Below are 19,182 nucleotides of genomic sequence, written 5' to 3'. Positions count from 1 at the left end.
GAGATCCAGACAGCCCTGCCAGGCGTCAGATACGCAGACGAGTCAGAACCCCGCGACACACCAAGGCAATCACCGATACGCCCGCTGCGCGGGCTACTCGATCAGCATGCAGCGCGACCCCGGCTGGTCGGGCAGTCCCAGAGGGGCCTCTTCCCCTGCTGGTCGAGTAGCCCCGGAGGGGCCTCTTTCCCTGCTGGTCGAGTAGCCCCGCAGGGGCGTATCGAGACCCACCGTCGCCGGCACGGCGGGTCTGCAGGCTACTGCTCTGACGCTGGTGGATCTCGATACGCCCGCTGCGCGGGCTACTCGATCAGCATGGAGGCGATGTCAGTAGGACTGGGCCTCGGGGAGGCCGGTGCGCAGCTCGACGGGGAGGTGGGCGAGGTCGTTGTGGACGACGAGGACCGGGGGCTTGCGGGAGCGGACGCGGATTATCGTCAGGCCGCAGTTCGCCTGGTTGACGCCCAGCCAGCGCCAGTCCGGGGCGTCGAAGACGTGCCGGACGAACCAGCCGATGACGAAGTTGTGCGTGATGAGCAGGTCGTGGCGGTCCTCGCGGGACGGGGCGAGGAACTCGGCCACGGCGTCCTGCATCTGCGCGTGCCCGGCGTCGATCTCGGCCGGGGTGACGCTGCCGAAGAACGGCTCGAAGGCGCGCGGCATGTCCGGCGTCGGGCCGGAGGGGATGCAGTCGAACAGCAGCGAGGACGGCTCGATCGACAGCCCGGGCAGGACCGCCTGGAAGCGTGCGGCGGTCTCCTCCGCCCGGCGCAGCGGCGAGTGCCACGCCCCGGTGAAGGGGACGCCGCCGAGCCGCTCGGCGATCAGCCGGGCCTGGCGCTCGCCACGGGCCGACAGTGGCCCGTCGGGCATGCCGTGCTCGGCGTCCTGCTGCTCGCCGTGGCGGACGAGGTAGATGTAGTGGGACACGGAGGTCCTCCCTGGTGCGGCGCGACGGTGCGCGGTCAGCGGGTGTTCTCAGAGCGGATCAGGCCGCGGGAGTGGTCTCGATCTCGGCGATGCCGGCGAAGGTCGACTCGTCGACCGCTCCGACGGCCGAGATCGACGACGGCCCCCGGGCCAAGTCTGCCGCGAGTGCCTGGACGTCCTCCGCGCCGACGAGGGCGAGTCGGCGCAGGCTCTCGTCGAGGTCGACGAACTCGCCGAAGGTCAGCTCGGAGCGGCCGAGCCGCGACATCCGGGTGTCCGAGTCCTCCAGCGCGAGCGCCGCCGCGCCGGAGAGCTGGCCGCGGGCGCGGGCGAGCTCGTCGGCGGTGACGCCGTGCTCGGCGAGCCGGGTGAACTCGGCCAGCAGCAGCTCGGCGACGGTACCCGCCTTCGACGGCGTGCAGGCCGCGTAGAGGCCGAAGAGGCCCGCGTCGGAGTAGGACGGGGCGAACGAGTAGACGGAGTAGGCCAGGCCGCGCTTCTCGCGCACCTCCTGGAAGAGGCGCGAGGACATGCCGCCGCCGAGGATCGAGTTCAGCACGCCCATCGTCATCCGCCGGTCGTCCGCGGCGGCCAGGCCGGGGAAGCCGATCAGCAGGTTCGCCTGCTCGGTCGGGCGGTGCGTGATCGAGAGGGCGGTGCCGCGGGTGAAGACGGCCGAGCCGCCGACCCGGCGCTCGACCGGCGCGGCCGGCGTGCTGAGATCCCAGCCGTCGGCGGCGAGGACACGCTCGAGCTGGGCGACGAGCACCTCGTGGTCGACCGCTCCCGCGACCGTGACGACGAGGTCGCGCGGGCGGTAGGCGGCGCGGTAGTGCGCCCAGACGGCGTCGCGGGTGGCCTCGCCGATGATCGCGGGGGTGCCGCCGATCGGGCGCCCGAGCGGGTGGTCGCCGAAGACGGCCTCGAAGAGCCGCTCGCTGGCGACGTCGGCCGGGTCGTCGTCGGCCATCGCGAGCTCCTCGAGGATGACGCCCCGCTCGGTCTCGAATTCGGCCGGGTCGAGCAGGCTCGAGGTGACCATGTCGCCGATGACCTCGACCGCCATCGGCAGATCGCGGTCCTGCACCTTGGCGTAGTAGCAGGTGTACTCCTTGGCGGTCAGCGCGTTGTGCTCGCCGCCGACCGAGTCGAAGGCGACCGCGATGTCGAGCGCCGACCGGGTGCCCGTGCCCTTGAAGAGCAGGTGCTCGAGGAAGTGCGTGGAGCCGAAGTTGGACGGCACGGCGGGACGGCCGTCGACCGCGGGCAGGGCAGGCGCCTCGTCGCGCGAGCCGGCCGCGACCCAGAAGCCGATCGTCGCGCTGCGGGCCCCGGGCATCGCCTCGCTGAGGATGCGGACACCGCTCGAGAGGACGGTCCGGCGGACGAGCGAGCCGCCGGCGGCCCCGATGGTCGTCTCCGGCTGTTCGAGAGGGAGTGCGACACCGTGGTTCATCCGGCACAGCCTAGGCCACCTGCACCGGGTGATCCCTGCGACCCGTCAGCGGCGGGCGCGCTCCAGGGCCGCCAGGTGCCCGGCGTCGAGCTCGAGCGAGACGGCGCGCACCACCGCGTCGACGTCGGCCGGAGAGCGCGGGGCGACCGCAGCCGCGACCACTCCCGGCCGGGAGAGCAGCCAGGCCAGTGCGACGGCGGCCGGGGTGGCGGAGAGCTCGGCGCCGATGGCGTCGAGGGCGACCAGCACGCGTCGCCCGCGCCGCCCGACGTGGGCAGCGGCGAGGACGCCGTCGGGGAGCCGGCCGAGCTGCCTCCGCCCGCGCTCGACGCCGTCGAGGAAGCCGTGCGCGAGCGGCGCCGTGCAGAGCAGCGAGAGACCCTGGCCGGCCGCGACCAGACCGAGGTCGCCGTCCGCCCGGGTGCTGTCGAGCAGGCTGTAGGGCAGTTCGACGCCGGCGAACCGCGGGTGGCCGTGGCCGGCGAGCACGCGCGCCTCGAAGAGCTCCTCGGCGGCGAACCCCGAGGCGACGGCGGTGCCGACGAGACCGCGGGCGAGCAGGACCTCGACGGCGCTGAGCAGCTGGTCGAGGCGACCGGCGCCGTCGGGGCGGACTGCGAGGACGTCGAGTCGTTCGACTCCGAGGCGTCGCAGTGTCTCCTCCACCCGGGTCACCAGGGCGCGCGGGGAGGCGACGGCGGACGGGGAGCCGCCGAAGCGGCCGAGCAGCCGGAACCGATCGCGGTCGCGGTGGCCGGCGAGCCAGGCGCCGACCCGCTCCTCCCCCGTCGCGGATCCGGCGGTGTCCGCGACGACGAAGCCGTCGCCGCCCCAGGCCGCGAAGCGCTCGAGCAGCTCGGGGCCGCCGTCCTCGCGCCGCGCGAGGGCTGCGGCGTCGAGGACGAGCGGGAAGAGGGCCTCGGCCGTGTCGCCGAGAGAGCGCCGGAGGGCGGCGGGGGCCACGACGGGCCCGCTGTCCGCGAGGGGCGGATGCGCCGCGGTGCCGCGCATCGCCCGCGCGGCAGAGCCGGACTTCACCCTCGCCACTCGCCCACTCCCCCGCGGCGGTCGGGTCCGCCGGGACCGAGGGTATCCGAGCGCGGCGGGTGCCTCGCGGGGCGCCCGGGAACGCTTAACCCGATCGTTACACGGTGTTCTCCGGCGGTCTCGCGAGGGCGGCCGGAGACGGTGCGGCGACCCCGCCGGCGTCGGTGGTGGCGGCTAGATTCGGGCCATGGAGCCCCTCACCCCGACCCCCGCGACGCCCTGGTGGACGAGCGCGGTCGTCTACCAGATCTACCCCCGCTCGTTCGCCGACTCGAACGGCGACGGGTTCGGCGACCTCGGCGGCATCCGCGCGCATCTCGACCACCTCGCCGACCTCGGCGTGGACGTCGTCTGGCTGTCGCCGGTGTACCCCTCGCCGCAGCACGACAACGGCTACGACATCTCGGACTACCAGGACATCGACCCGCTGTTCGGCTCGCTCGAGGAGTTCGATCTGCTCCTCGCCGAGGCTCACGAGCGCGGGATCAAGCTGGTGATGGACCTCGTGGTGAACCACACCAGCGACGAGCACGCCTGGTTCGTGCAGTCGCGCTCCTCGCAGGAGGACGCGAAGCGCGACTGGTACTGGTGGCGTCAGGGGCGCGAGAACGCCGCTCCTGAGGCGGCGCTCGCGCCGGACGCCGAGCTCGAGGCCACCGCCGCCGCGAGCCTCGACGTCGCCGAGCCCAACGGCTGGCGCTCCTACTTCTCCGGCCCGGCCTGGACCCTCGATCCGGCGACCGACGAGTACTTCCTGCACCTCTTCGCGGTGCAGCAGCCCGACCTCAACTGGGAGAACCCGGAGGTCCGGCACGCGGTGCACGCGATGATGAACTGGTGGCTCGACCGCGGGGTCGACGGCTTCCGGATGGACGTCATCAACCTGGTCTCCAAGAACGTCGACGAGATCGACGGGCCGGGCGGCGGCTCCGGGATCGTCGGCGGGGTGGGCCCCCGGCTGCACGAGTACCTCCGCGAGATGAACGAGGCCGTCTTCGCCGGGCGCGAGGGCGCTCTGATGACGGTCGGCGAGATGCCGGGTGTCACGCTCGAGGAGGCGGTGCTCGTCACCGACCCGGAGCGGCGCGAGCTCGACATGGTCTTCCAGTTCGAGCACGTCGGCATCGACCACGGCGTCGACAAGTTCCACCCGGTCCCGCTCGATCTCGTCGCCCTGAAAGCGAATCTCGCCCGCTGGCAGGACGGACTGGCCGAGCGCGGCTGGAACAGCCTCTACCTCGGCAACCACGACCAGCCCCGGCTGGTGTCCCGCTTCGGCGACGACGGCGCCTGGCGCTACGAGTCGGCCACGCTCTGGGCGACGCTCCTGCACCTGCAGCGCGGCACGCCGTACATCTACCAGGGCGACGAGATCGGCATGACCAACGTGCCGTTCGCCGGCATCGAGGACTTCCGCGACGTCGAGTCGCTGAACTACTACGCCGAGGCGGTGGAGGAGCGCGGCGAGGACCCGGAGCAGGTGCTCGCCGGGCTGCGCGCGCAGAGCCGCGACAACGCGCGGACGCCGGTGCAGTGGGACGGCGGACCGCAGGCCGGCTTCACGACCGGCGAGCCGTGGATCCCGGTCAACCCGAACCACGTCGAGGTCAACGTCGCGGCCGACCGCTCGGCGGAGCGCTCCGTCTTCGAGTACTACCGCGCGCTGATCGCGCTGCGGCACGAGGACGAGACGGTGCAGCTGGGCCGCTTCGCCCTGCTCGAGGCCGAGCATCCGACGCTCTTCGCCTTCACGCGCACCGGGGCGAGCGAGCTGCTCGTGGTCGGCAACGTCTCCGGCGAGCCGCTCGAGGTCGCGCTGCTCGAGGAGTGGGCCGGAGCCGAGACGGTGCTGGGCAACGTCGCGGGCGCGTCGGGGTCGACGCTCGGGCCGTGGGAGGCGCGCATCCTGCGTCGCTGACCGCAGGCCCGGCCTGTGCTGCCGGCCGACCTGCGGAGCCGCCGCTCAGGCGGAGGCGCGGTCGAGCTGGGCGATCTCGCTCCGGGTGATCGGCAGCGTGGCCGCTCCGAAGATCGACGCCAGCTCCTCGGCGCCGCGGGCGCGCACGATGACGGCCGAGACCTCCTGGTGCGCGAGCACCCAGGCGAGCGCGGCGGTGCCGGGATTGCTGCCGTGCGCCTCCGCGACCTCGTCGAGCGCCGCGAGCACCTTGTTGCCGTGCCGGCCGACGTAGTCGAGCGCGGCCTCGAACATGACCGACTCCGGCTCGTCGGAGCGGTGGCGCAGCCGCCCGGTGAGGTAGCCGCTCGCGAGCGGCAGGCGGGCGAGGGTGCCGAGACCCTGGCGGAGCACCTCGGGGGCGACGTCCGCCTCGTAGTGCTTGCGCTCCATCAGGTTGTACTCGGCGATCACCGCGGTGAACGCGGGCAGGCCGAGGTCGCGGGCGGCCGCCTCCGCCTCGGCCAGGGCGGCTCCGCTGAAGTGGGCCGCACCGAGGGCGCCGACCGAGCCGTTCTCGATGAACGGGGCGACGGCGGCGAGGCTCTCGGCGATCGGGACCTCCGGGTCCTCGCTGTCGAAGGAGAGCAGGTCGATCCGGGTGCCGAGCCGCTCGAGGCAGCCCTCGATCGCGACCCGCACGTCCTCGGCCGCGAGGCCCGGGGCGTCGGGGTGGCGGCCGACCTTGGTGGCGACGAGCAGCTCGTCGCGCCGGGTGGACTGCTCGAGCCAGCGGCCGATCATGTACTCGCTGCGCCCGGTGGCGTAGTGGTCGGCGGTCGAGATCAGGGTGCCGCCGAGCTGTGCGAACGCGTCGAGCACCTCGGTGGTCTCGTCGATGCTCGCGGCCCAGCCGAAGACGGAGCCGTCGAGGGCGACCGGGTGCACGGGCAGACCGGTGGCTCCGAGGAGGCGGGGCGGAAGGGGCGTCTCCGGCGCGAGGGCCGGGGGCGTCGAGTCGGTCACGGGGTCCTCCGGTCGGGGCGGTGCGACGGCACGGTCCCGCCACCGTACCCCAGGAACGAGGGACGGCCCGACGCCGGACCGGACGGCCACCGCCCCCGGGAACGACGGACCCCCGCCCCACGGGAGTGGGACGGCCACCGCCCGGGAACGACGGACGCCCGCCCCACCGGAGTGGGACGGGCGTCGGTCGTGCGGGAGGGATCAGCTCTCGGCGGGGACCTCGACGGGCGCCTCGGCGTCCTCGGCCACGACGGGCGCGAGGGACAGCTTGCCGCGGTCGTCGATCTTGGTGATCGAGACGAGCAGCTTCTGGCCGACTCCGAGGACGTCCTCGACGTTCTCGACGCGCTTGCCACCGGCGAGCTTGCGGACCTCGCTGATGTGCAGCAGTCCGTCCTTGCCGGGGAGGAGCGAGACGAACGCACCGAAGGTCGCGATCTTGACGACGGTTCCGAGGAACTGCTCGCCGACCTCGGGGTTGGTCGGGTTCGCGATGGCGTTGACCTGGGCACGAGCGGCCTCGGCCGACGGACCGTCGACGGCGCCGATGTAGACGGTGCCGTCCTCCTCGATGGAGATGTCGGCGCCGGTCTCGTCCTGGATCGCGTTGATCGTCTTGCCCTTGGGGCCGATCAGCTCGCCGATCTTGTCGACGGGGATCTGGACCGAGATCACGCGGGGCGCGGTCGGGGCCATCTCGTCGGGCTGGTCGATGGCCGCCGTGAGCACCGCGAGGATCGTGGTGCGGGCGTCCTTGGCCTGCTTGAGCGCGGCGTCGAGGACCGACGACGGGATGCCGTCGAGCTTCGTGTCGAGCTGGATGGCCGTGACGTACTCGGAGGTGCCGGCGACCTTGAAGTCCATGTCGCCGAGCGCGTCCTCGGCGCCCAGGATGTCGGTCAGCGCCGCGTAGCGGGTGTGACCGTCGACCACGTCGGAGACGAGGCCCATCGCGATGCCCGCGACCGGGGCGCGCAGCGGCACACCGGCGTTGAGGAGCGACAGGGTCGACGCGCAGACGGAGCCCATCGAGGTGGAGCCGTTGGAGCTGAGCGCCTCGGACACCTGGCGGATCGCGTAGGGGAACTCCTCGCGGCTCGGCAGCACCGGAACGAGGGCGCGCTCGGCGAGGAAGCCGTGCCCGATCTCGCGACGCTTCGGCGACCCGACGCGGCCGGTCTCACCGGTCGAGTAGGGCGGGAAGTTGTAGTGGTGCAGGTAGCGCTTCTTCGTGACGGGCGACAGCGAGTCGATCTGCTGCTCCATCTTGAGCATGTTCAGCGTGGTGACACCCAGGATCTGGGTCTCGCCGCGCTGGAAGATCGCCGAGCCGTGGACGCGCGGGATGACCTGCACCTCGGCGTCGAGCGGTCGGATGTCGGCCAGGCCGCGGCCGTCGATGCGGACGCCGTCGCGGAGGATGCGGCCGCGGACGACCACCTTCGTGACGGACTTGTACGCGGCGCCGACCTGCGCGAAGGCCTCGGCGGAGAGGCGGCCGGAGGCGATGCGCTCGGCGATCTGCTCCTTGACCTTCGCCTTGAGGGCGTCGTCGGCGTCCTGACGCTCGACCTTGTCGGCGATCTGGTAGACGCGGACGAGCTCGTCGTAGCTGAGCTCGGCGACGTTGTCGTAGGTCTCCTGCGCGTAGGGCAGGAAGACCGGGTAGTCCTTGACCGGCTTCGCGGTCTCGGCGGCCAGCTTCGACTGCGCCTCGACGAGCGCGCGGAGGAAGGGCTTGGCGGCCTCGAGGCCCTGGGCGACGACGGCCTCGTCGGGCTTGGTGGCGCCCGCCTTGATGAGGTTCCACGAGACGTCGGTGGCCTCGGCCTCGACCATCATGATGGCGACGTCCGAGGAGCCGTCCTCGTTGGTGACGACGCGGCCGGCGACGGTGAGGTCGAAGACGGCGTTCTCGAGCTGCGAGGCCTTGGGGAAGGCGACCCACTGGTCGTTGCCGGAGCCGTCGGACATGAGCGCGAGGCGCACACCGGCGACCGGGCCCGAGAAGGGCAGGCCGGAGATCTGGGTCGAGGCGCTCGCGGCGTTGATCGCGAGGGCGTCGTAGAACTCGTCCGGGGCGATGCTGAGGACCGTGATGACGATCTGGACCTCGTTGCGCAGGCCCTCGACGAACGAGGGGCGCAGCGGCCGGTCGATCAGACGGCAGACCAGGATCGCCTCGGTGGAGGGACGGCCCTCGCGGCGGAAGAACGAGCCGGGGATCTTGCCGGCGGCGTAGGAGCGCTCCTCGACGTCGACGGTCAGCGGGAAGAAGTCGAAGTTGTCCTTCGGGTTCTTCGACGCCGAGGTGGCGGAGAGGAGCATGGTGTCCTCGTCGAGGTACGCGGCGACCGCGCCCTGAGCCTGCTGCGCGAGGCGGCCGGTCTCGAAGCGGACGGTGCGGGTGCCGTACGAGCCGTTGTCGAGAACGGCTTCGGCGAATGTGATTTCAGGACCTTCCAAGAGGTCTGTCTCCTTAACGTCTGCAGCGGCACCCCTCTGGGCGCCGGCGTTCGTCGGAGCGGCATGACGGTCAGGAATCGCACGCGATCCCACGGCAGGGCTTCGCGCCGTGCCGTCGTGTGGAGGGCGTTCGTGCTGGCCACCAGTAGAAGGGCTCCGGGTCTGCCCGACATCGTCCACTGCGCTGCAGCAGCGCGTGATGTCGCGAACCGGGACTCCACCACCGAGGACCAGCTTCCTGCCGGCCTGCTCCGTGGTTCGAACCCGACGGCGACCGGCGGTCGCTTCCGGATTCGGAACCGGTTCATGCTATCAGTGCGGGCCCCGATCGACCAGGAACCGCGGGAGTGCCGCGCGGCTCCGCCCCGGGAGCACCGCCGCACGGCTACCAGATCGTGCCGGCCCCGACGGTGATCGCCGCGAGCATGAGGGCGCCGAGGACGAGTCCGACCACCGCGCGGGTGACGCCCGCGCCCCGCCGCGCGCCGCCCTTGACGAGGCCGACGACGCCGAAGACGACGGCGAGCACGTCGAGCGGGCCGCCGAGCAGCAGGCCGATGAACAGCGGGATCGGCGTGAGGAGCAGCCCGAGGATCCCGAGGACGAGAGACGCGGTCGCGGCGGCGTTGCCGACGGCGGGTGCCGCGGGCGCGAGCGGAGCGTGGTGCCCGGTCCAGGCCCGGCCGTCCCAGTAGCGCTGCGTGTTCACCTGAGCGGGATCCGGGTACCAGCCGGGCGGCGGACCGGCGGGGGCGGGGCTGCCCCAGAACTCCGCCGGGGACGACGATCCCTGCGGCCCCCGGTCGTCAGCCACGGGTCTCGTGCATCAGCAGCTGGACCCGGAGACCGCCCTTGCCCTTCACGATGCGGGCGGGGATGCGCGGCTGCTTGCCGGCCTCGGTGAGCCGGGCGAGCGCCGCCTCGACCACGTTCTCCAGACCGCGCGGGACGTAGCCCACGAGGTCGGTCGGCCGGTGGTTCGCGAAGAGCCGGACCGGCATCGGGGCGTCGGTGCGCTCCTCCTCGATCGTGCGGCGCGGGATGACCGCCGTGATCTCCTCCTCGCCGAGGGCGTGCACGCGGGCCAGCTCGTCCTGGTGCGGCAGGGAGTCGGCGATGCCGAGTAAGGTGTCGCCGCGCTTGGACTTGGGCCGCAGCTCGTAGTCGTAGTCGTCGAGCTTGCCCGAGCCGCGGTCGCCGGCGGGCAGGGGGTCGGAGTCGGAGCGGCCGAACGAGAAGAGCTTCATGCCTCCATCATGGAGCGCCGGGGCCGCCCGTGTCGCGGGCCGCGCCCGCCTCCCGCGGCGGGCGTCCTCAGACGGCCGAGCGCAGCATCCGCGCGATGGCCACCAGCACCAGCGCGAGCACGATCGCCACGAAGCCGACCAGCACCGGGACCGCGGGGAGGACGGCGAGCGCCGCGCCGATCAGGAGGACCGGGACCGCGAGACCGACGTAGGAGGCGAGGAACATCCCGGCGAGGACCTCGCCGCGGGTCTCGTCCGAGGCGAGCGAGCCGGCGACCCCGAGCGCCAGGCGGAAGATCAGGCCGACGCCGGCCCCGGCGATCACGCCGCCGCCGATGAAGGCGGGCAGCACCACGGCGACGGCGCCCCAGGCGACGAGCACGAGCCCGACGGTGAGGGCCGTGGCCGAGAGGATCAGCGCGCGGCGGACGGGCAGTCGCGCGGCGGTCAGCTGGGCGACGGCTCCGGCCGCGAAGACGCCGAACGAGACGACGCCCGCCAGCAGGTGCGAGGTCTCGCCGAAGCGGCCGGCCAGGAAGGTCGGCGCGAGCGAGGTGAAGAGGCCGAAGACGGCGAAGCCGGCGAACGCGCCGACCGCGGCCGACAGGAAGGTGCCGCGCGAGGCGGCGGGGACGGCGAGCCGCTGCGGGCGGTAGGCGGGCAGCTCCTCGCGGCGCTCGACGGTCTCGGGGACCAGGGCGACCGCGATGCCGAGCACGACGAGCAGCACCAGGAAGACCTCGTAGGGCACCACGAGGGGGCGGTCGACGGTCACCGCGAGGACGCCGCCGATCAGCGGGCCGAGGGCGAGGCCGCCGACGTTGACGAGGGTCGAGACGGCGCGCGAGGCGCCGGGTCCCTCCTCCGGCCGGGCGATCGCGCGGAGCTCGGAGAGGTGCGCGGTCGCGGTCGCGGTGAGCGCGCCGACGCCGATGCCGGTCAGCAGCCGGGCGACGATCAGCCCCGGCACGTCCGGCCAGAGCAGGAAGACGATGCTCGCCAGCACCTCGACGAGGATCGCGGCGAGCAGGATGCGCCGACGGCCGAGCCAGTCGCTGACGTGACCGGCGAGGAAGAGGCTGGCCACCACTCCGACGGCGTAGGCCGCGAAGATCACGGTGACCACGAAGGCGGGGAAGCCGTCGCGCTGCTGGTAGATCGCGTAGAGCGGGGTCGGCACCGTCGAGAAGGCCATCACGGAGAGGAAGGCGACCGCGATCACCCAGAAGCCGAGGTGGTGCCCGAGCTCGGGGCGGCGTGAGGCGGAGGAGGCGGTGCGGGCGGTCGTGCGCTCGGCGGGGGTTCCGGAGGTCGGCATGCGCCCAGACTGCTCCTCCCGATCGTCCACGTCCAACGGAGGATCGTGGACGCATTGATCGACGATCCTGCATGATTCACGGATGGACGATCGTCAGCTCGCCGCCTTCGTCGCCGTCGCGGAGGAGCTCAGCTTCACCCGCGCGGCCGCCCGCCTCTACGTGGTGCAGTCGACGCTGTCGGCGACCGTCCGCGCGCTCGAGCAGGACCTGGGGGCGCCGCTGTTCACCCGCTCGACGCGGCGCGTGGCGCTGACGGCCGTCGGCGAGGCGCTGCTGCCCTCGGCCCGCGCGGCGATCGACAGCGTCGACCGGATGCGCTCGCTCGCGGCGGAGGACGCGGCGGGGCTCCGCGGCCGGGTCCGGGTCGGCACCTTCTCGGCGCTCGACATCCTCGACCTGCCGGGTGTCCTCGGTGCGTTCCGGCGGCGGCATCCGCTGGTGGACCTGCTCCTGCGCACCTCGCCGAGCGGATCGACCGGGCTGGCGGAGGACCTGCGCCGCGGCCGGCTCGACGTGGCGCTGCTCGCGCTGCCGGTCGCCGAGCTGGACGATCTCGCCGTGACGACCGTCGTCCGCGACCGCTACGTGCTGCTGGTCGACAGCGCGGACCCGCTGGCGGGGCTGGTGCGGCCCTCCCCCGCGGACCTGGAGGGCGCGGCGTTCATCGACACCCCGTCCGGCTTCGGCAACCGCGTCAGCGTGGACCGGGCCTTCCGCGCGGCGGGAGCGACGCGGCGGGTCGCGACCGAGGTCGCCGACCTGCCCGCGATCCCGCTCTTCGTGCAGGCCGGTCTGGGACCCGCGGTGGTCCCCCGATCGGGTATCGCGCCGCTGGAGGGGGTGACCGCGATCGAGCTCGACTGGCCCGGACTGGTATGGGAGGTGTCGGTCTGCAGTGCGCAGCGTCCCTCCGCGGCCGTGCAGGCCCTCACCGCGCTGCTGGCGGAGCGGACCGGGGCGGTCTGACGCCTCGGCCGGTCGGCCCGGCGGGCGCTCAGCCCTCGCGAAGCGGCCCGCGGACGATCGAGTCGCCGGAGTGCTGCGGGTCGCCGTCGTCGGGCTCCTCGGAGATGTCGACGAGCGAGTACTCGGCGAGGTCGATGTCGGCGGGGACCGTGAAGCGGCCGTCCGTGCCGTCCAGCACCCCGAGCCCCACCAGTCCGGTGGTGTCGGCGGCGATCAGCCAGACCTCGCGGTAGGAGTCGGTCGCGCCGGCCGCGTCGAGGTGCACGACCAGCTGCCGCTCGCCGTCGGCGTCCTCGAGCTCGGCGCTGCCGCTCGCCCCCTGCCAATCGGGGAAGGCCGCGAGGTCGGCGCGGGCGACCACGACCGCGTCGGTGCCCTGCGAGGCCTGCAGCCAGAAGCCGCCGACGACGCCGATCGCCAGGGCCGCGAGGGCGGCGAGCGCCGCGGGGAGCAGCCGGCGAGCGCGCGGTCGACGGTGCGAGGGCGTGTGGCGGCCCACCGGGAGCGCGGTGACCGGGGCGATCGGCGCATCCGCGGTCCCCAGCGCGAGCTCGCCGCGGATCCGGTCCCAGACCTCCGCCGGAGGCGCCTCGAGGGTCAGCGAGCGGCTCTGCCGGCCGAGACCGGCGGCGTGGCCGAGCTCGACCAGCTGCTGAGCGCACTCGGGGCACGCCTCGAGGTGGGCGGCGGCGTCGACGGAGGAGTCCTCGCCGAGGGCGAGGAGGGCGAGCTCGTCGGGATCGAGATGCGTCATGGGCTGCTCACCTCCAATCGGGAGCGGAGTCTGTCGAGACTGCGGCGGATGTGGCTCTTGACGGTGCCGAGCGGCAGGCCGGTCCGCTCGGCGATCTCGGTGTGGGTCAGGTCGTCGTAGAAGGCGAGGCTCATCACCCGCCGCGGGACCGGATCGAGGCGGGCGAGCTCGTCGGCCACCAGGACTCGCTCCTCGAGGTCGACCGCGGGCTCGCCCTCGTCCACCGGGGCGACCGCGACCAGTGCGGCGGTGAGCCGGCGCTCGCGCGAGCGGTTCTCGTGGGCGTCCGCGATGCGCTTGCGCGAGATCCCGACCAGCCAGGCGCCGAGCGCCGCGCGGCCGGGGTCGAAGCTGCCGCGCCCGGTCCAGGCGGAGACGAAGACGCGCTGGACCACGTCCTCGGCGTCGCCGCGGTCGCCGAGCGAGCGCAGGGCGAGGGTGAAGACGAGCGGGGACCAGCGCGAGTAGGCCTCGGCGAGCGCCGACTCCTCCCCCGCCGCGAAGCGCAGGCCGAGGCGCTGGACGAGGGCGCGCTCGTCGGCGGCCTCGTCGTCGGGCTCGCGGGACTGGGCGTCGCTCAGGGGGGTCCTCCTGGACTGGGGGCGGCAGCGGGGCCCGGTCGCGAGTGGCTCTGCGGCCTGCGGCGCTGCGGTGATGCTCATGCTACGGCTCGCTCACGGCGGGAGCACGGAAGCGGCCGGCGGGAGTCATCGTCGGGCGGTCACGGCGAGGGGGTCGCGGTGACGACCACGTTGCTGAGGTAGTGGCGGGTGTCGTAGTCGAAGTCGCCGCCGCAGGTGATCAGGACCAGCCGGGCGGCGCCGTCCTGGACGAAGACGCTCGAGAGGTCGACCGTGGTCTTCTCCGTGGTCTCGACGGTGTCCACCGTATAGACGCGCTGGACGCCGTCCTCGCCCGTCAGGCCTATGCGCTGGCCGGGCTGCGCCTTCTTCAGCTCGGCGAACGGGCCGAGCCCGTAGGTGAGGGAGTCGACGTGTGCGGCGATCACGGTCGTCCCCTCGGTGGCGTCGAGGCCGCGGCCGTAGCGGTACCAGCCGGCCACGTCGGTGTCGGGGACGAGCTCCATCGTGCCGTCGTCGGCGACGCCGACCGGCTGCACGGGCATGTCGATCGGCAGGCCGTCGACGACCAGCCGGGTGGGCGGCAGCGTGACGGGTGCGGGCGTCGCGCCGAGCCGGGCGTCGGCCACCGGCACGTCCGGCACGGCGGCGGCGGGAGCGGGAGTGCTGGAGGGGATCGCGGCCGGCGTCGACGCCTGGATCAGCGGGCTCGCGTCAGGGGCGGGCACGACCCCGACCGCCTGTGCCGAGCAGCCGCCGAGGCCGAAGCCGACCGCGATCGCGCCGACCACGAGGAGAGCGCGCGGCCGGGTGGGGATCCTGCTCATCACGTCCTCCTCTCGTCGTGGTCGGCGGCCGGCCCGGGTGCGGGGGCACACCGGGCCGGCGGTCTTCGGTGCCGGTCGGGGACCGGCGGTCTTCGGTGCCGGTCAGCGACCGGCGGTCGTCCGCGTCGGTCAGCGACCGGCGACGGCCTTGCGGCGGCCGACCAGCGCGGCGCCGATCAGCGCGAGCGAGGCGAGCGCGGCAGCGCCCCACCAGCCCGCGGCCGAGTCGGTGCGGTTGTCGGCGGCGAGGCCGGCCTCACCGGCGGGGACACCGGACGGCGACGAGTGCAGACCGCCGATGGTCTGCGTCGCGAGGGCGAGGTTGCCCTTCTCCAGGCTGCCCCAGGCGTAGACGATCGTGTTGACGCCCTCCTGGACCTGGACGTCGGCCGGCCCGATCACCGGAGCGGTGGTCCCGGTCGCGGCGACCACGGTCGAGATCGTGGCCGGAGCGAGGTTGAGGATGCCCTCGTTCGGGTTGGTCACGTTCGTCAGCACGGGCGAGCCGCCGGCGAGGATGTCCACGGCGGGCGCCGCGGCGATGTGGCGGACCGTGAGGCGTCCCTCTCCGGCCGCAGTGGCCGAGATGTCGTTCGGGAACAGCGTCGCGGTGGGGGTGTTGTCGGGCTTGAGGTGCGCGGCGACGGTGTAGCTCTTGCCGGCCTCGAGCGCGAGGTCGACCGGGCCGATGACCGGGGCGCTCGCGTCGGCGGCGTCCGCGGCGGTGATCGCGACGGTGTAGGTGCCGGTGGGCAGGTCGAGCGGTCCGGCCAGCGAGCCGGGCGTGAAGTCGTCGAGCGTCAGTGCTCCGTTGACGTACACGTCGACCGGGGTGTCGGGGACCGCGTGCAGCACGTAGAGGTCGGCCGAGTCGGCGTCGGCCGCGCTCGCGGGGGCGGCGGCGAGACCGGCGACGGCGAGGGTGCCGAGGCACGCTCCGGCGAGCAGGCGGTGGGTGAGGCGGGAGGTGGTCACGGTGTTCCTCTTTCACGATGGGACCCGCGGGCGGGTCGGTGGGTTCTCGAGAAGGGCCTTCACCACTACTTCCGGCCGAGGGGCCTCCGCGGATGCACCGGACCGGAGAATTCTCGAAGGAATTCCCGCCCCTCCCCGCTTCGGTCGCGCTCAGGGCCTGGTCAGCTGCCGGTTCCGGGTCTAGCCTCCGAGCAGAGGGAGTCCCGCATGGTGCGTCGAGGCACGGTGGCGTCCGCGCTCGATCGGGTGCGGCGGGGTCGAGTGCGGCCGGGCGGCCTTCCCGGGGACGCTGTCCGCGGCGACTCCCCCGGCCGGCTCCTCGGCGCGGGCGCGGCCTCCGTCGTCGCGATCGCGGTGCTCGCTCTCGCGCTCGGCGCGCTCGCTCCCCTCGCCGCCCTGCCCTCCTCGGCGGGAGCGTCCGCGGGCCCGTGCGACGAGCCTCGCGAGCTGCTCGCCTCCTCCTCGGTGCTCGACCGCGAGGGCGAGGCGCTGGCGGGGCACCTGCTCGCCTGCGTCGACGACGACCACCGGAGTCTGACAATCCACAACGGCACCCCCGTGGTCTGGGTGCTGAGCGATCCGTCGGTGCGCGGAGTCGTCGGCCAGGACGACCCCCGCCGGGACGCCGGCGTCACCGGCCTGCTGAGCTCCTACTCCGCGCGGATCGGGCACGGACTGGTGCTCGCCCCGGGAGCGTCCGCCGCGATCTCGGCGGGACCGGGCCGGCTGGCGCCGCGACCGGACGAGGAGGCGACGCGGCTCTTCCTCGCGCTGACCGCGATCGTCGGCGCGCAGGACCAGGTGCGCGCCACCGAGCCGCCGCGGGCGCCGCGGAGCGTCGTGCGGACGGCGGCGCTGACCTGCGCGCTCGCGCTCGTGCGGGACGGCGCCGCCCCCGGGGGCCCCTCGATCACCCGGGCCGCCGGCGAGCCCGCCTGCGCCGACGCCTGGCAGCGGGCGCAGGCGAAGGCCCTCGACGACCGGTGGACCCTGCCCGGTCTCGCCGAGGCCCTGGCGCTGCCCGGACGGCCGGAGGAGGACGCGGCGCTCGCGCGGTCGGCGGCCGACTGGTTCGCGGCGTCGGCCGGCTTCTCCTGGGGCGGGGTCGACCGACCGGAGCGCCTGGACTGAGCGGAGCCCCTCGGTGCTCCGACCCGGGAACGCGGAACGGGCCGCCCTCCCGGAGGAGAGCGGCCCGTTCTGAAGAAGATCGCGGTGTCATCGAGACCCCGCGCTCGACCCGGTGAGGGGAGGAGCGAAGGGGACTATCGACGCAGGCCGAGACGCTCGATCAGCGAGCGGTAGCGGCTGATGTCCACGTCCGACAGGTAGCCGAGGAGTCGACGGCGCTGACCCACGAGCAGCAGCAGACCACGACGCGAGTGGTGGTCGTGCTTGTGCTCCTTGAGGTGCTCGGTGAGGTCCTTGATCCGCTTGGTCAGGACGGCCACCTGCACCTCGGGGGATCCGGTGTCACCGGGGTGGGTCGCGTACTCTTCGATGATCGCCTTCTTGACGTCTGCTTCGAGTGCCATGAATGGGATCCCCTCTCTCTCGTTGCGCGGTGCCCGGCGCCTGATGCGTGGGCTCTCTTGATCCGCGGCCGTTGGACGGCAACCTGAGGAGTCTACCAGAGCGCAGGGGCCGGTGGTCGAGCGGATCGGTTGCCGGCCGGCGGGGACCGGTGGGTCAGGCGCCGACGGCCCGGTTCCAGAGCTCGACGAGCCACGGCGAGACGAGCAGCTCCCAGAAGAGGACGACGAGCACGTTCAGCACGACGCCGATCCAGCCGGCGATCGCCGGACGGCCCTCGCGGCGTCGCGCGCGAATCGAGGAGACGCCGAGCAGCACGCCGGCGAGCAGGAGCGCGTGGATGATCGCGGTGTAGAGGACGCCGACGAGCAGGTCGCTGACGGCCTGGTCGCCCGGGTAGGCGCCGAGCGAGATGATCGCGTACCAGACGAAGAACGCGATCGGGACGACGACGATCGCGAGGAGGATCGAGGCCGTCGCGGCGCCGTAGCGACGACGGAGCGCGGCGAAGCGGCCCCCCGAGGCCGCGGCGCTCGAGCTCGCGGTGCGGGTCCGGGTGCGCGGAGCGGGGGCGGCGGCGCGGCGCGCGGGGGCGGCGCCGGCGACGCGCGACGCGGTGGTGCGCGGGCGTCGGGGCGCGCCGTCGGATGACGTGCTCATGCTCCCCACCCTACGGGCTCCGTCCTGACGGCCCCGTGCGGCCGATCGCCGCGCGGCACGACCGCGCAGCACCGCCGCGCAGCACCACCGCGCTGCACCACCGCCATCGCCTCCGCACAGTCCCTGCGGGCAGGCACGAGAATGGAGCGGGTGAGCCAGCCCCCCTCCGCGCCCCGGCGCAGCCACGTCGTCGACCTCTCCCCCCTCCGCGAGTCCCCCGCCTTCGCCCGCCTCTGGGCGGGCAACGTGATCTCGGGCATCGGCGGGCAGATGACGATCGTCGCAGTCGGCCTGCACATCTACGAGCTGACCGGCTCGACGCTCGCCGTCGCGATGGTCGGCGTGGTGGCGCTGGTGCCGACCGTGATCGCCGGGCTGTACGGCGGCATGCTCGCGGACGCGTTCGACCGGCGGCTGGTGCTGCTGCTCTCCGCGATCGTCGCCTGGGGCTCGACCGCGGCGATCGCGGCGCTCGCCTGGTTCGGGGCGGAGACTCCGCTGACGCTCTACGCGCTGACGGCGGTCAACGCGGTGGCGACGACCATCATCGGCGCGACCCGGATGACGGTGGCGCCGCGGCTGCTGCGGCTCGAGCTGGTGCCGGCGGCGGCGGCGCTCGGCGGTATCGCGGGCGGCGTGGAGGTGACGGTCGGGCCGGCTCTCGCGGGCGTGCTGGTCGCCTCCTCCGGCTTCGCGGTGACCTACACGATCGACGTGGTGCTCTTCCTCGCGGCGTTCCTCGGCATCGCCGGGCTGCCGGCGCTGGTGCCCGAGGGCGAGCGGCAGCGGCCGGGGCTGGAGTCGCTGCGCTACGGGCTGCGGTTCTTGCGCGGGGCACCGAACATCCGGCTGTCCTTCCTCGTCGACATCGTGGCGATGACGTTCGGGCAGCCGCGGGTCGTCTTCCCGGCGGCGGCCGCGCTGCTGCTGGGCGGCGGGGCGGTGACCGTCGGCTTCCTCACCGCGGCGTACGCGGTCGGGGCGCTGCTGAGCAGCGTCTTCTCCGGGCGGCTGACCGGGGTGCGGAGTCAGGGGCTTGCGATCGGGCGGTCGATCCAGGCCTACGGGGCGCTGATCGTCGGCTTCGGCGCGGTGCTGCTGGTGGCGGAGCTGACGGCGCACGACGCCTCGGAGCCGAACCTCGGCCTGATCGCGGCGGCCTCGGTCGCGCTCGCGGGAGCCGGTGCGGCCGACAACGTCAGCTCGATCTTCCGGCAGACGATGCTGCAGACCGCGGTGCCCGACAACATGCGAGGGCGGCTGCAGGGCGTCTTCATCGTGGTGGTGACGGGCGGACCGCGGGTCGGCGACCTCTACACGGGACTGCTCGCCTCGCTCGCGCTGCTCTGGCTGCCGCCGCTGGCCGGCGGCCTCGCGATCGTCCTGATCCTGGCGGCGGTGCTGCGGCTCAGCCCGGGCTTCCGGCGCTACGACGCGCTGCACCCGGTGGCCTGAGGGACGGGGAGGGGCGACCGCGCCGCACCCCGCTGGACGGGCG

At 73.7% G+C, this 19,182-nt stretch carries 18 protein-coding genes; 4 read left to right on the top strand and 14 right to left on the bottom strand.

From position 1 onward, the window contains the following. Positions 1–327 precede the first annotated feature (327 nt). Genes EDF17_RS18030 through EDF17_RS18020 form a run of 3 tightly spaced genes read right to left on the bottom strand, consistent with a single transcriptional unit; the run spans position 328 to position 3,424 of the window. Positions 328–930, bottom strand: a complete 603-nt coding sequence (locus tag EDF17_RS18030) for a histidine phosphatase family protein (protein ID WP_123447881.1) — start codon at positions 928–930, stop codon at positions 328–330. Between the two features lie 58 nt (positions 931–988). Then, positions 989–2,386, bottom strand: coding sequence for a pitrilysin family protein (locus EDF17_RS18025; protein WP_123447882.1), 1,398 nt, complete (start codon positions 2,384–2,386; stop codon positions 989–991). A gap of 45 nt (positions 2,387–2,431) precedes the next feature. Next, positions 2,432–3,424: an aldo/keto reductase gene (locus EDF17_RS18020; protein ID WP_133672148.1), complete on the bottom strand. Its 993-nt coding sequence runs from the start codon at positions 3,422–3,424 to the stop codon at positions 2,432–2,434. Between the two features lie 196 nt (positions 3,425–3,620). Here EDF17_RS18020 and EDF17_RS18015 point away from each other — a divergent pair, with 196 nt between their 5' ends. Continuing rightward, on the top strand, positions 3,621–5,351 hold the full coding sequence (locus EDF17_RS18015) for an alpha-glucosidase (protein WP_123447884.1): 1,731 nt from the start codon (positions 3,621–3,623) through the stop codon (positions 5,349–5,351). A gap of 45 nt (positions 5,352–5,396) precedes the next feature. Here the strand turns inward: EDF17_RS18015 and EDF17_RS18010 are convergent, their stop codons facing one another. The 5 genes from EDF17_RS18010 to EDF17_RS17990 form a co-directional block, all read right to left on the bottom strand. Next, a complete protein-coding gene (locus EDF17_RS18010; RefSeq protein ID WP_166649736.1) occupies positions 5,397–6,356 on the bottom strand; it encodes an aldo/keto reductase in 960 nt (319 codons plus the stop codon). Between the two features lie 201 nt (positions 6,357–6,557). Further along, positions 6,558–8,822, bottom strand: a complete 2,265-nt coding sequence (locus tag EDF17_RS18005; RefSeq protein ID WP_123447886.1) for a polyribonucleotide nucleotidyltransferase — start codon at positions 8,820–8,822, stop codon at positions 6,558–6,560. A gap of 385 nt (positions 8,823–9,207) precedes the next feature. Beyond that, positions 9,208–9,636 carry a DUF2510 domain-containing protein gene (locus EDF17_RS20185; RefSeq protein ID WP_123447887.1) on the bottom strand — a complete coding sequence of 143 codons (429 nt, stop codon included), beginning with the start codon at positions 9,634–9,636 and terminating at the stop codon, positions 9,208–9,210. Continuing rightward, entirely contained in the window at positions 9,629–10,069 is a 441-nt protein-coding gene (locus EDF17_RS17995) for a hypothetical protein (protein ID WP_123447888.1), read from the bottom strand. Before EDF17_RS17995 ends, EDF17_RS20185 begins: the two co-directional genes overlap by 8 nt. A 67-nt stretch (positions 10,070–10,136) precedes the next feature. Beyond that, entirely contained in the window at positions 10,137–11,387 is a 1,251-nt protein-coding gene (locus EDF17_RS17990) for an MFS transporter (RefSeq protein ID WP_123447889.1), read from the bottom strand. Between the two features lie 82 nt (positions 11,388–11,469). On the opposite strand from EDF17_RS17990, the gene EDF17_RS17985 reads away from it, so the two are divergent. Continuing rightward, entirely contained in the window at positions 11,470–12,354 is an 885-nt protein-coding gene (locus EDF17_RS17985; protein ID WP_123447890.1) for a LysR family transcriptional regulator, read from the top strand. A gap of 28 nt (positions 12,355–12,382) precedes the next feature. On the opposite strand, the gene EDF17_RS17980 is transcribed toward EDF17_RS17985, so the two are convergent. From EDF17_RS17980 to EDF17_RS17965, 4 genes are all read right to left on the bottom strand, one after another. Further along, positions 12,383–13,108 (bottom strand): anti-sigma factor, encoded by a 726-nt coding sequence (locus EDF17_RS17980; RefSeq protein ID WP_123447891.1) that lies wholly within the window; start codon positions 13,106–13,108, stop codon positions 12,383–12,385. Further along, positions 13,105–13,770 (bottom strand): sigma-70 family RNA polymerase sigma factor, encoded by a 666-nt coding sequence (locus EDF17_RS17975; protein ID WP_123447892.1) that lies wholly within the window; start codon positions 13,768–13,770, stop codon positions 13,105–13,107. The genes EDF17_RS17980 and EDF17_RS17975 overlap by 4 nt, the downstream gene beginning before the upstream one ends. A gap of 59 nt (positions 13,771–13,829) precedes the next feature. Then, positions 13,830–14,516 (bottom strand): class F sortase, encoded by a 687-nt coding sequence (locus EDF17_RS17970; RefSeq protein WP_123447893.1) that lies wholly within the window; start codon positions 14,514–14,516, stop codon positions 13,830–13,832. Between the two features lie 129 nt (positions 14,517–14,645). After that, complete coding sequence (locus tag EDF17_RS17965) at positions 14,646–15,491, bottom strand: DUF4397 domain-containing protein (protein WP_123447894.1); 846 nt, start codon at positions 15,489–15,491, stop codon at positions 14,646–14,648. Between the two features lie 207 nt (positions 15,492–15,698). On the opposite strand from EDF17_RS17965, the gene EDF17_RS17960 reads away from it, so the two are divergent. After that, positions 15,699–16,622 carry a hypothetical protein gene (locus EDF17_RS17960; RefSeq protein WP_133672146.1) on the top strand — a complete coding sequence of 308 codons (924 nt, stop codon included), beginning with the start codon at positions 15,699–15,701 and terminating at the stop codon, positions 16,620–16,622. Between the two features lie 134 nt (positions 16,623–16,756). On the opposite strand, the gene rpsO is transcribed toward EDF17_RS17960, so the two are convergent. Both rpsO and EDF17_RS17950 read right to left on the bottom strand, forming a co-directional pair. After that, a complete protein-coding gene (gene rpsO / locus EDF17_RS17955; protein WP_123447896.1) occupies positions 16,757–17,026 on the bottom strand; it encodes a 30S ribosomal protein S15 in 270 nt (89 codons plus the stop codon). A 154-nt stretch (positions 17,027–17,180) separates the two neighbouring features. Then, positions 17,181–17,684, bottom strand: coding sequence for a hypothetical protein (locus EDF17_RS17950; protein WP_123447897.1), 504 nt, complete (start codon positions 17,682–17,684; stop codon positions 17,181–17,183). A 150-nt stretch (positions 17,685–17,834) separates the two neighbouring features. Here EDF17_RS17950 and EDF17_RS17945 point away from each other — a divergent pair, with 150 nt between their 5' ends. Beyond that, positions 17,835–19,139, top strand: coding sequence for an MFS transporter (locus EDF17_RS17945; RefSeq protein WP_243732961.1), 1,305 nt, complete (start codon positions 17,835–17,837; stop codon positions 19,137–19,139). Positions 19,140–19,182: the final 43 nt, after the last annotated feature.

This window comes from Rathayibacter sp. PhB1 (genome assembly GCF_004362935.1).
Lineage (GTDB): Bacteria > Actinomycetota > Actinomycetes > Actinomycetales > Microbacteriaceae > Rathayibacter > Rathayibacter festucae.
Note: the sequence above shows the minus strand (reverse complement) of the source record. Positions and strands in the feature narration are given on the sequence as shown.

What these genes read in the sequence shown, in the direction of transcription:
- EDF17_RS17990 (WP_123447889.1), bottom strand. Translation starts at nt 11,387, where the DNA reads ATGCCGACCTCCGGAACCCCCGCCGAGCGCACGACCGCCCGCACCGCC.
- EDF17_RS17970 (WP_123447893.1), bottom strand. Translation starts at nt 14,516, where the DNA reads ATGAGCAGGATCCCCACCCGGCCGCGCGCTCTCCTCGTGGTCGGCGCG.
- EDF17_RS17995 (WP_123447888.1), bottom strand. Translation starts at nt 10,069, where the DNA reads ATGAAGCTCTTCTCGTTCGGCCGCTCCGACTCCGACCCCCTGCCCGCC.
- EDF17_RS17960 (WP_133672146.1), top strand. Translation starts at nt 15,699, where the DNA reads ATGGTGCGTCGAGGCACGGTGGCGTCCGCGCTCGATCGGGTGCGGCGG.
- EDF17_RS17950 (WP_123447897.1), bottom strand. Translation starts at nt 17,684, where the DNA reads ATGAGCACGTCATCCGACGGCGCGCCCCGACGCCCGCGCACCACCGCG.
- EDF17_RS17975 (WP_123447892.1), bottom strand. Translation starts at nt 13,770, where the DNA reads ATGAGCATCACCGCAGCGCCGCAGGCCGCAGAGCCACTCGCGACCGGG.
- rpsO (WP_123447896.1), bottom strand. Translation starts at nt 17,026, where the DNA reads ATGGCACTCGAAGCAGACGTCAAGAAGGCGATCATCGAAGAGTACGCG.
- EDF17_RS18015 (WP_123447884.1), top strand. Translation starts at nt 3,621, where the DNA reads ATGGAGCCCCTCACCCCGACCCCCGCGACGCCCTGGTGGACGAGCGCG.
- EDF17_RS17985 (WP_123447890.1), top strand. Translation starts at nt 11,470, where the DNA reads ATGGACGATCGTCAGCTCGCCGCCTTCGTCGCCGTCGCGGAGGAGCTC.
- EDF17_RS18025 (WP_123447882.1), bottom strand. Translation starts at nt 2,386, where the DNA reads ATGAACCACGGTGTCGCACTCCCTCTCGAACAGCCGGAGACGACCATC.
- EDF17_RS17980 (WP_123447891.1), bottom strand. Translation starts at nt 13,108, where the DNA reads ATGACGCATCTCGATCCCGACGAGCTCGCCCTCCTCGCCCTCGGCGAG.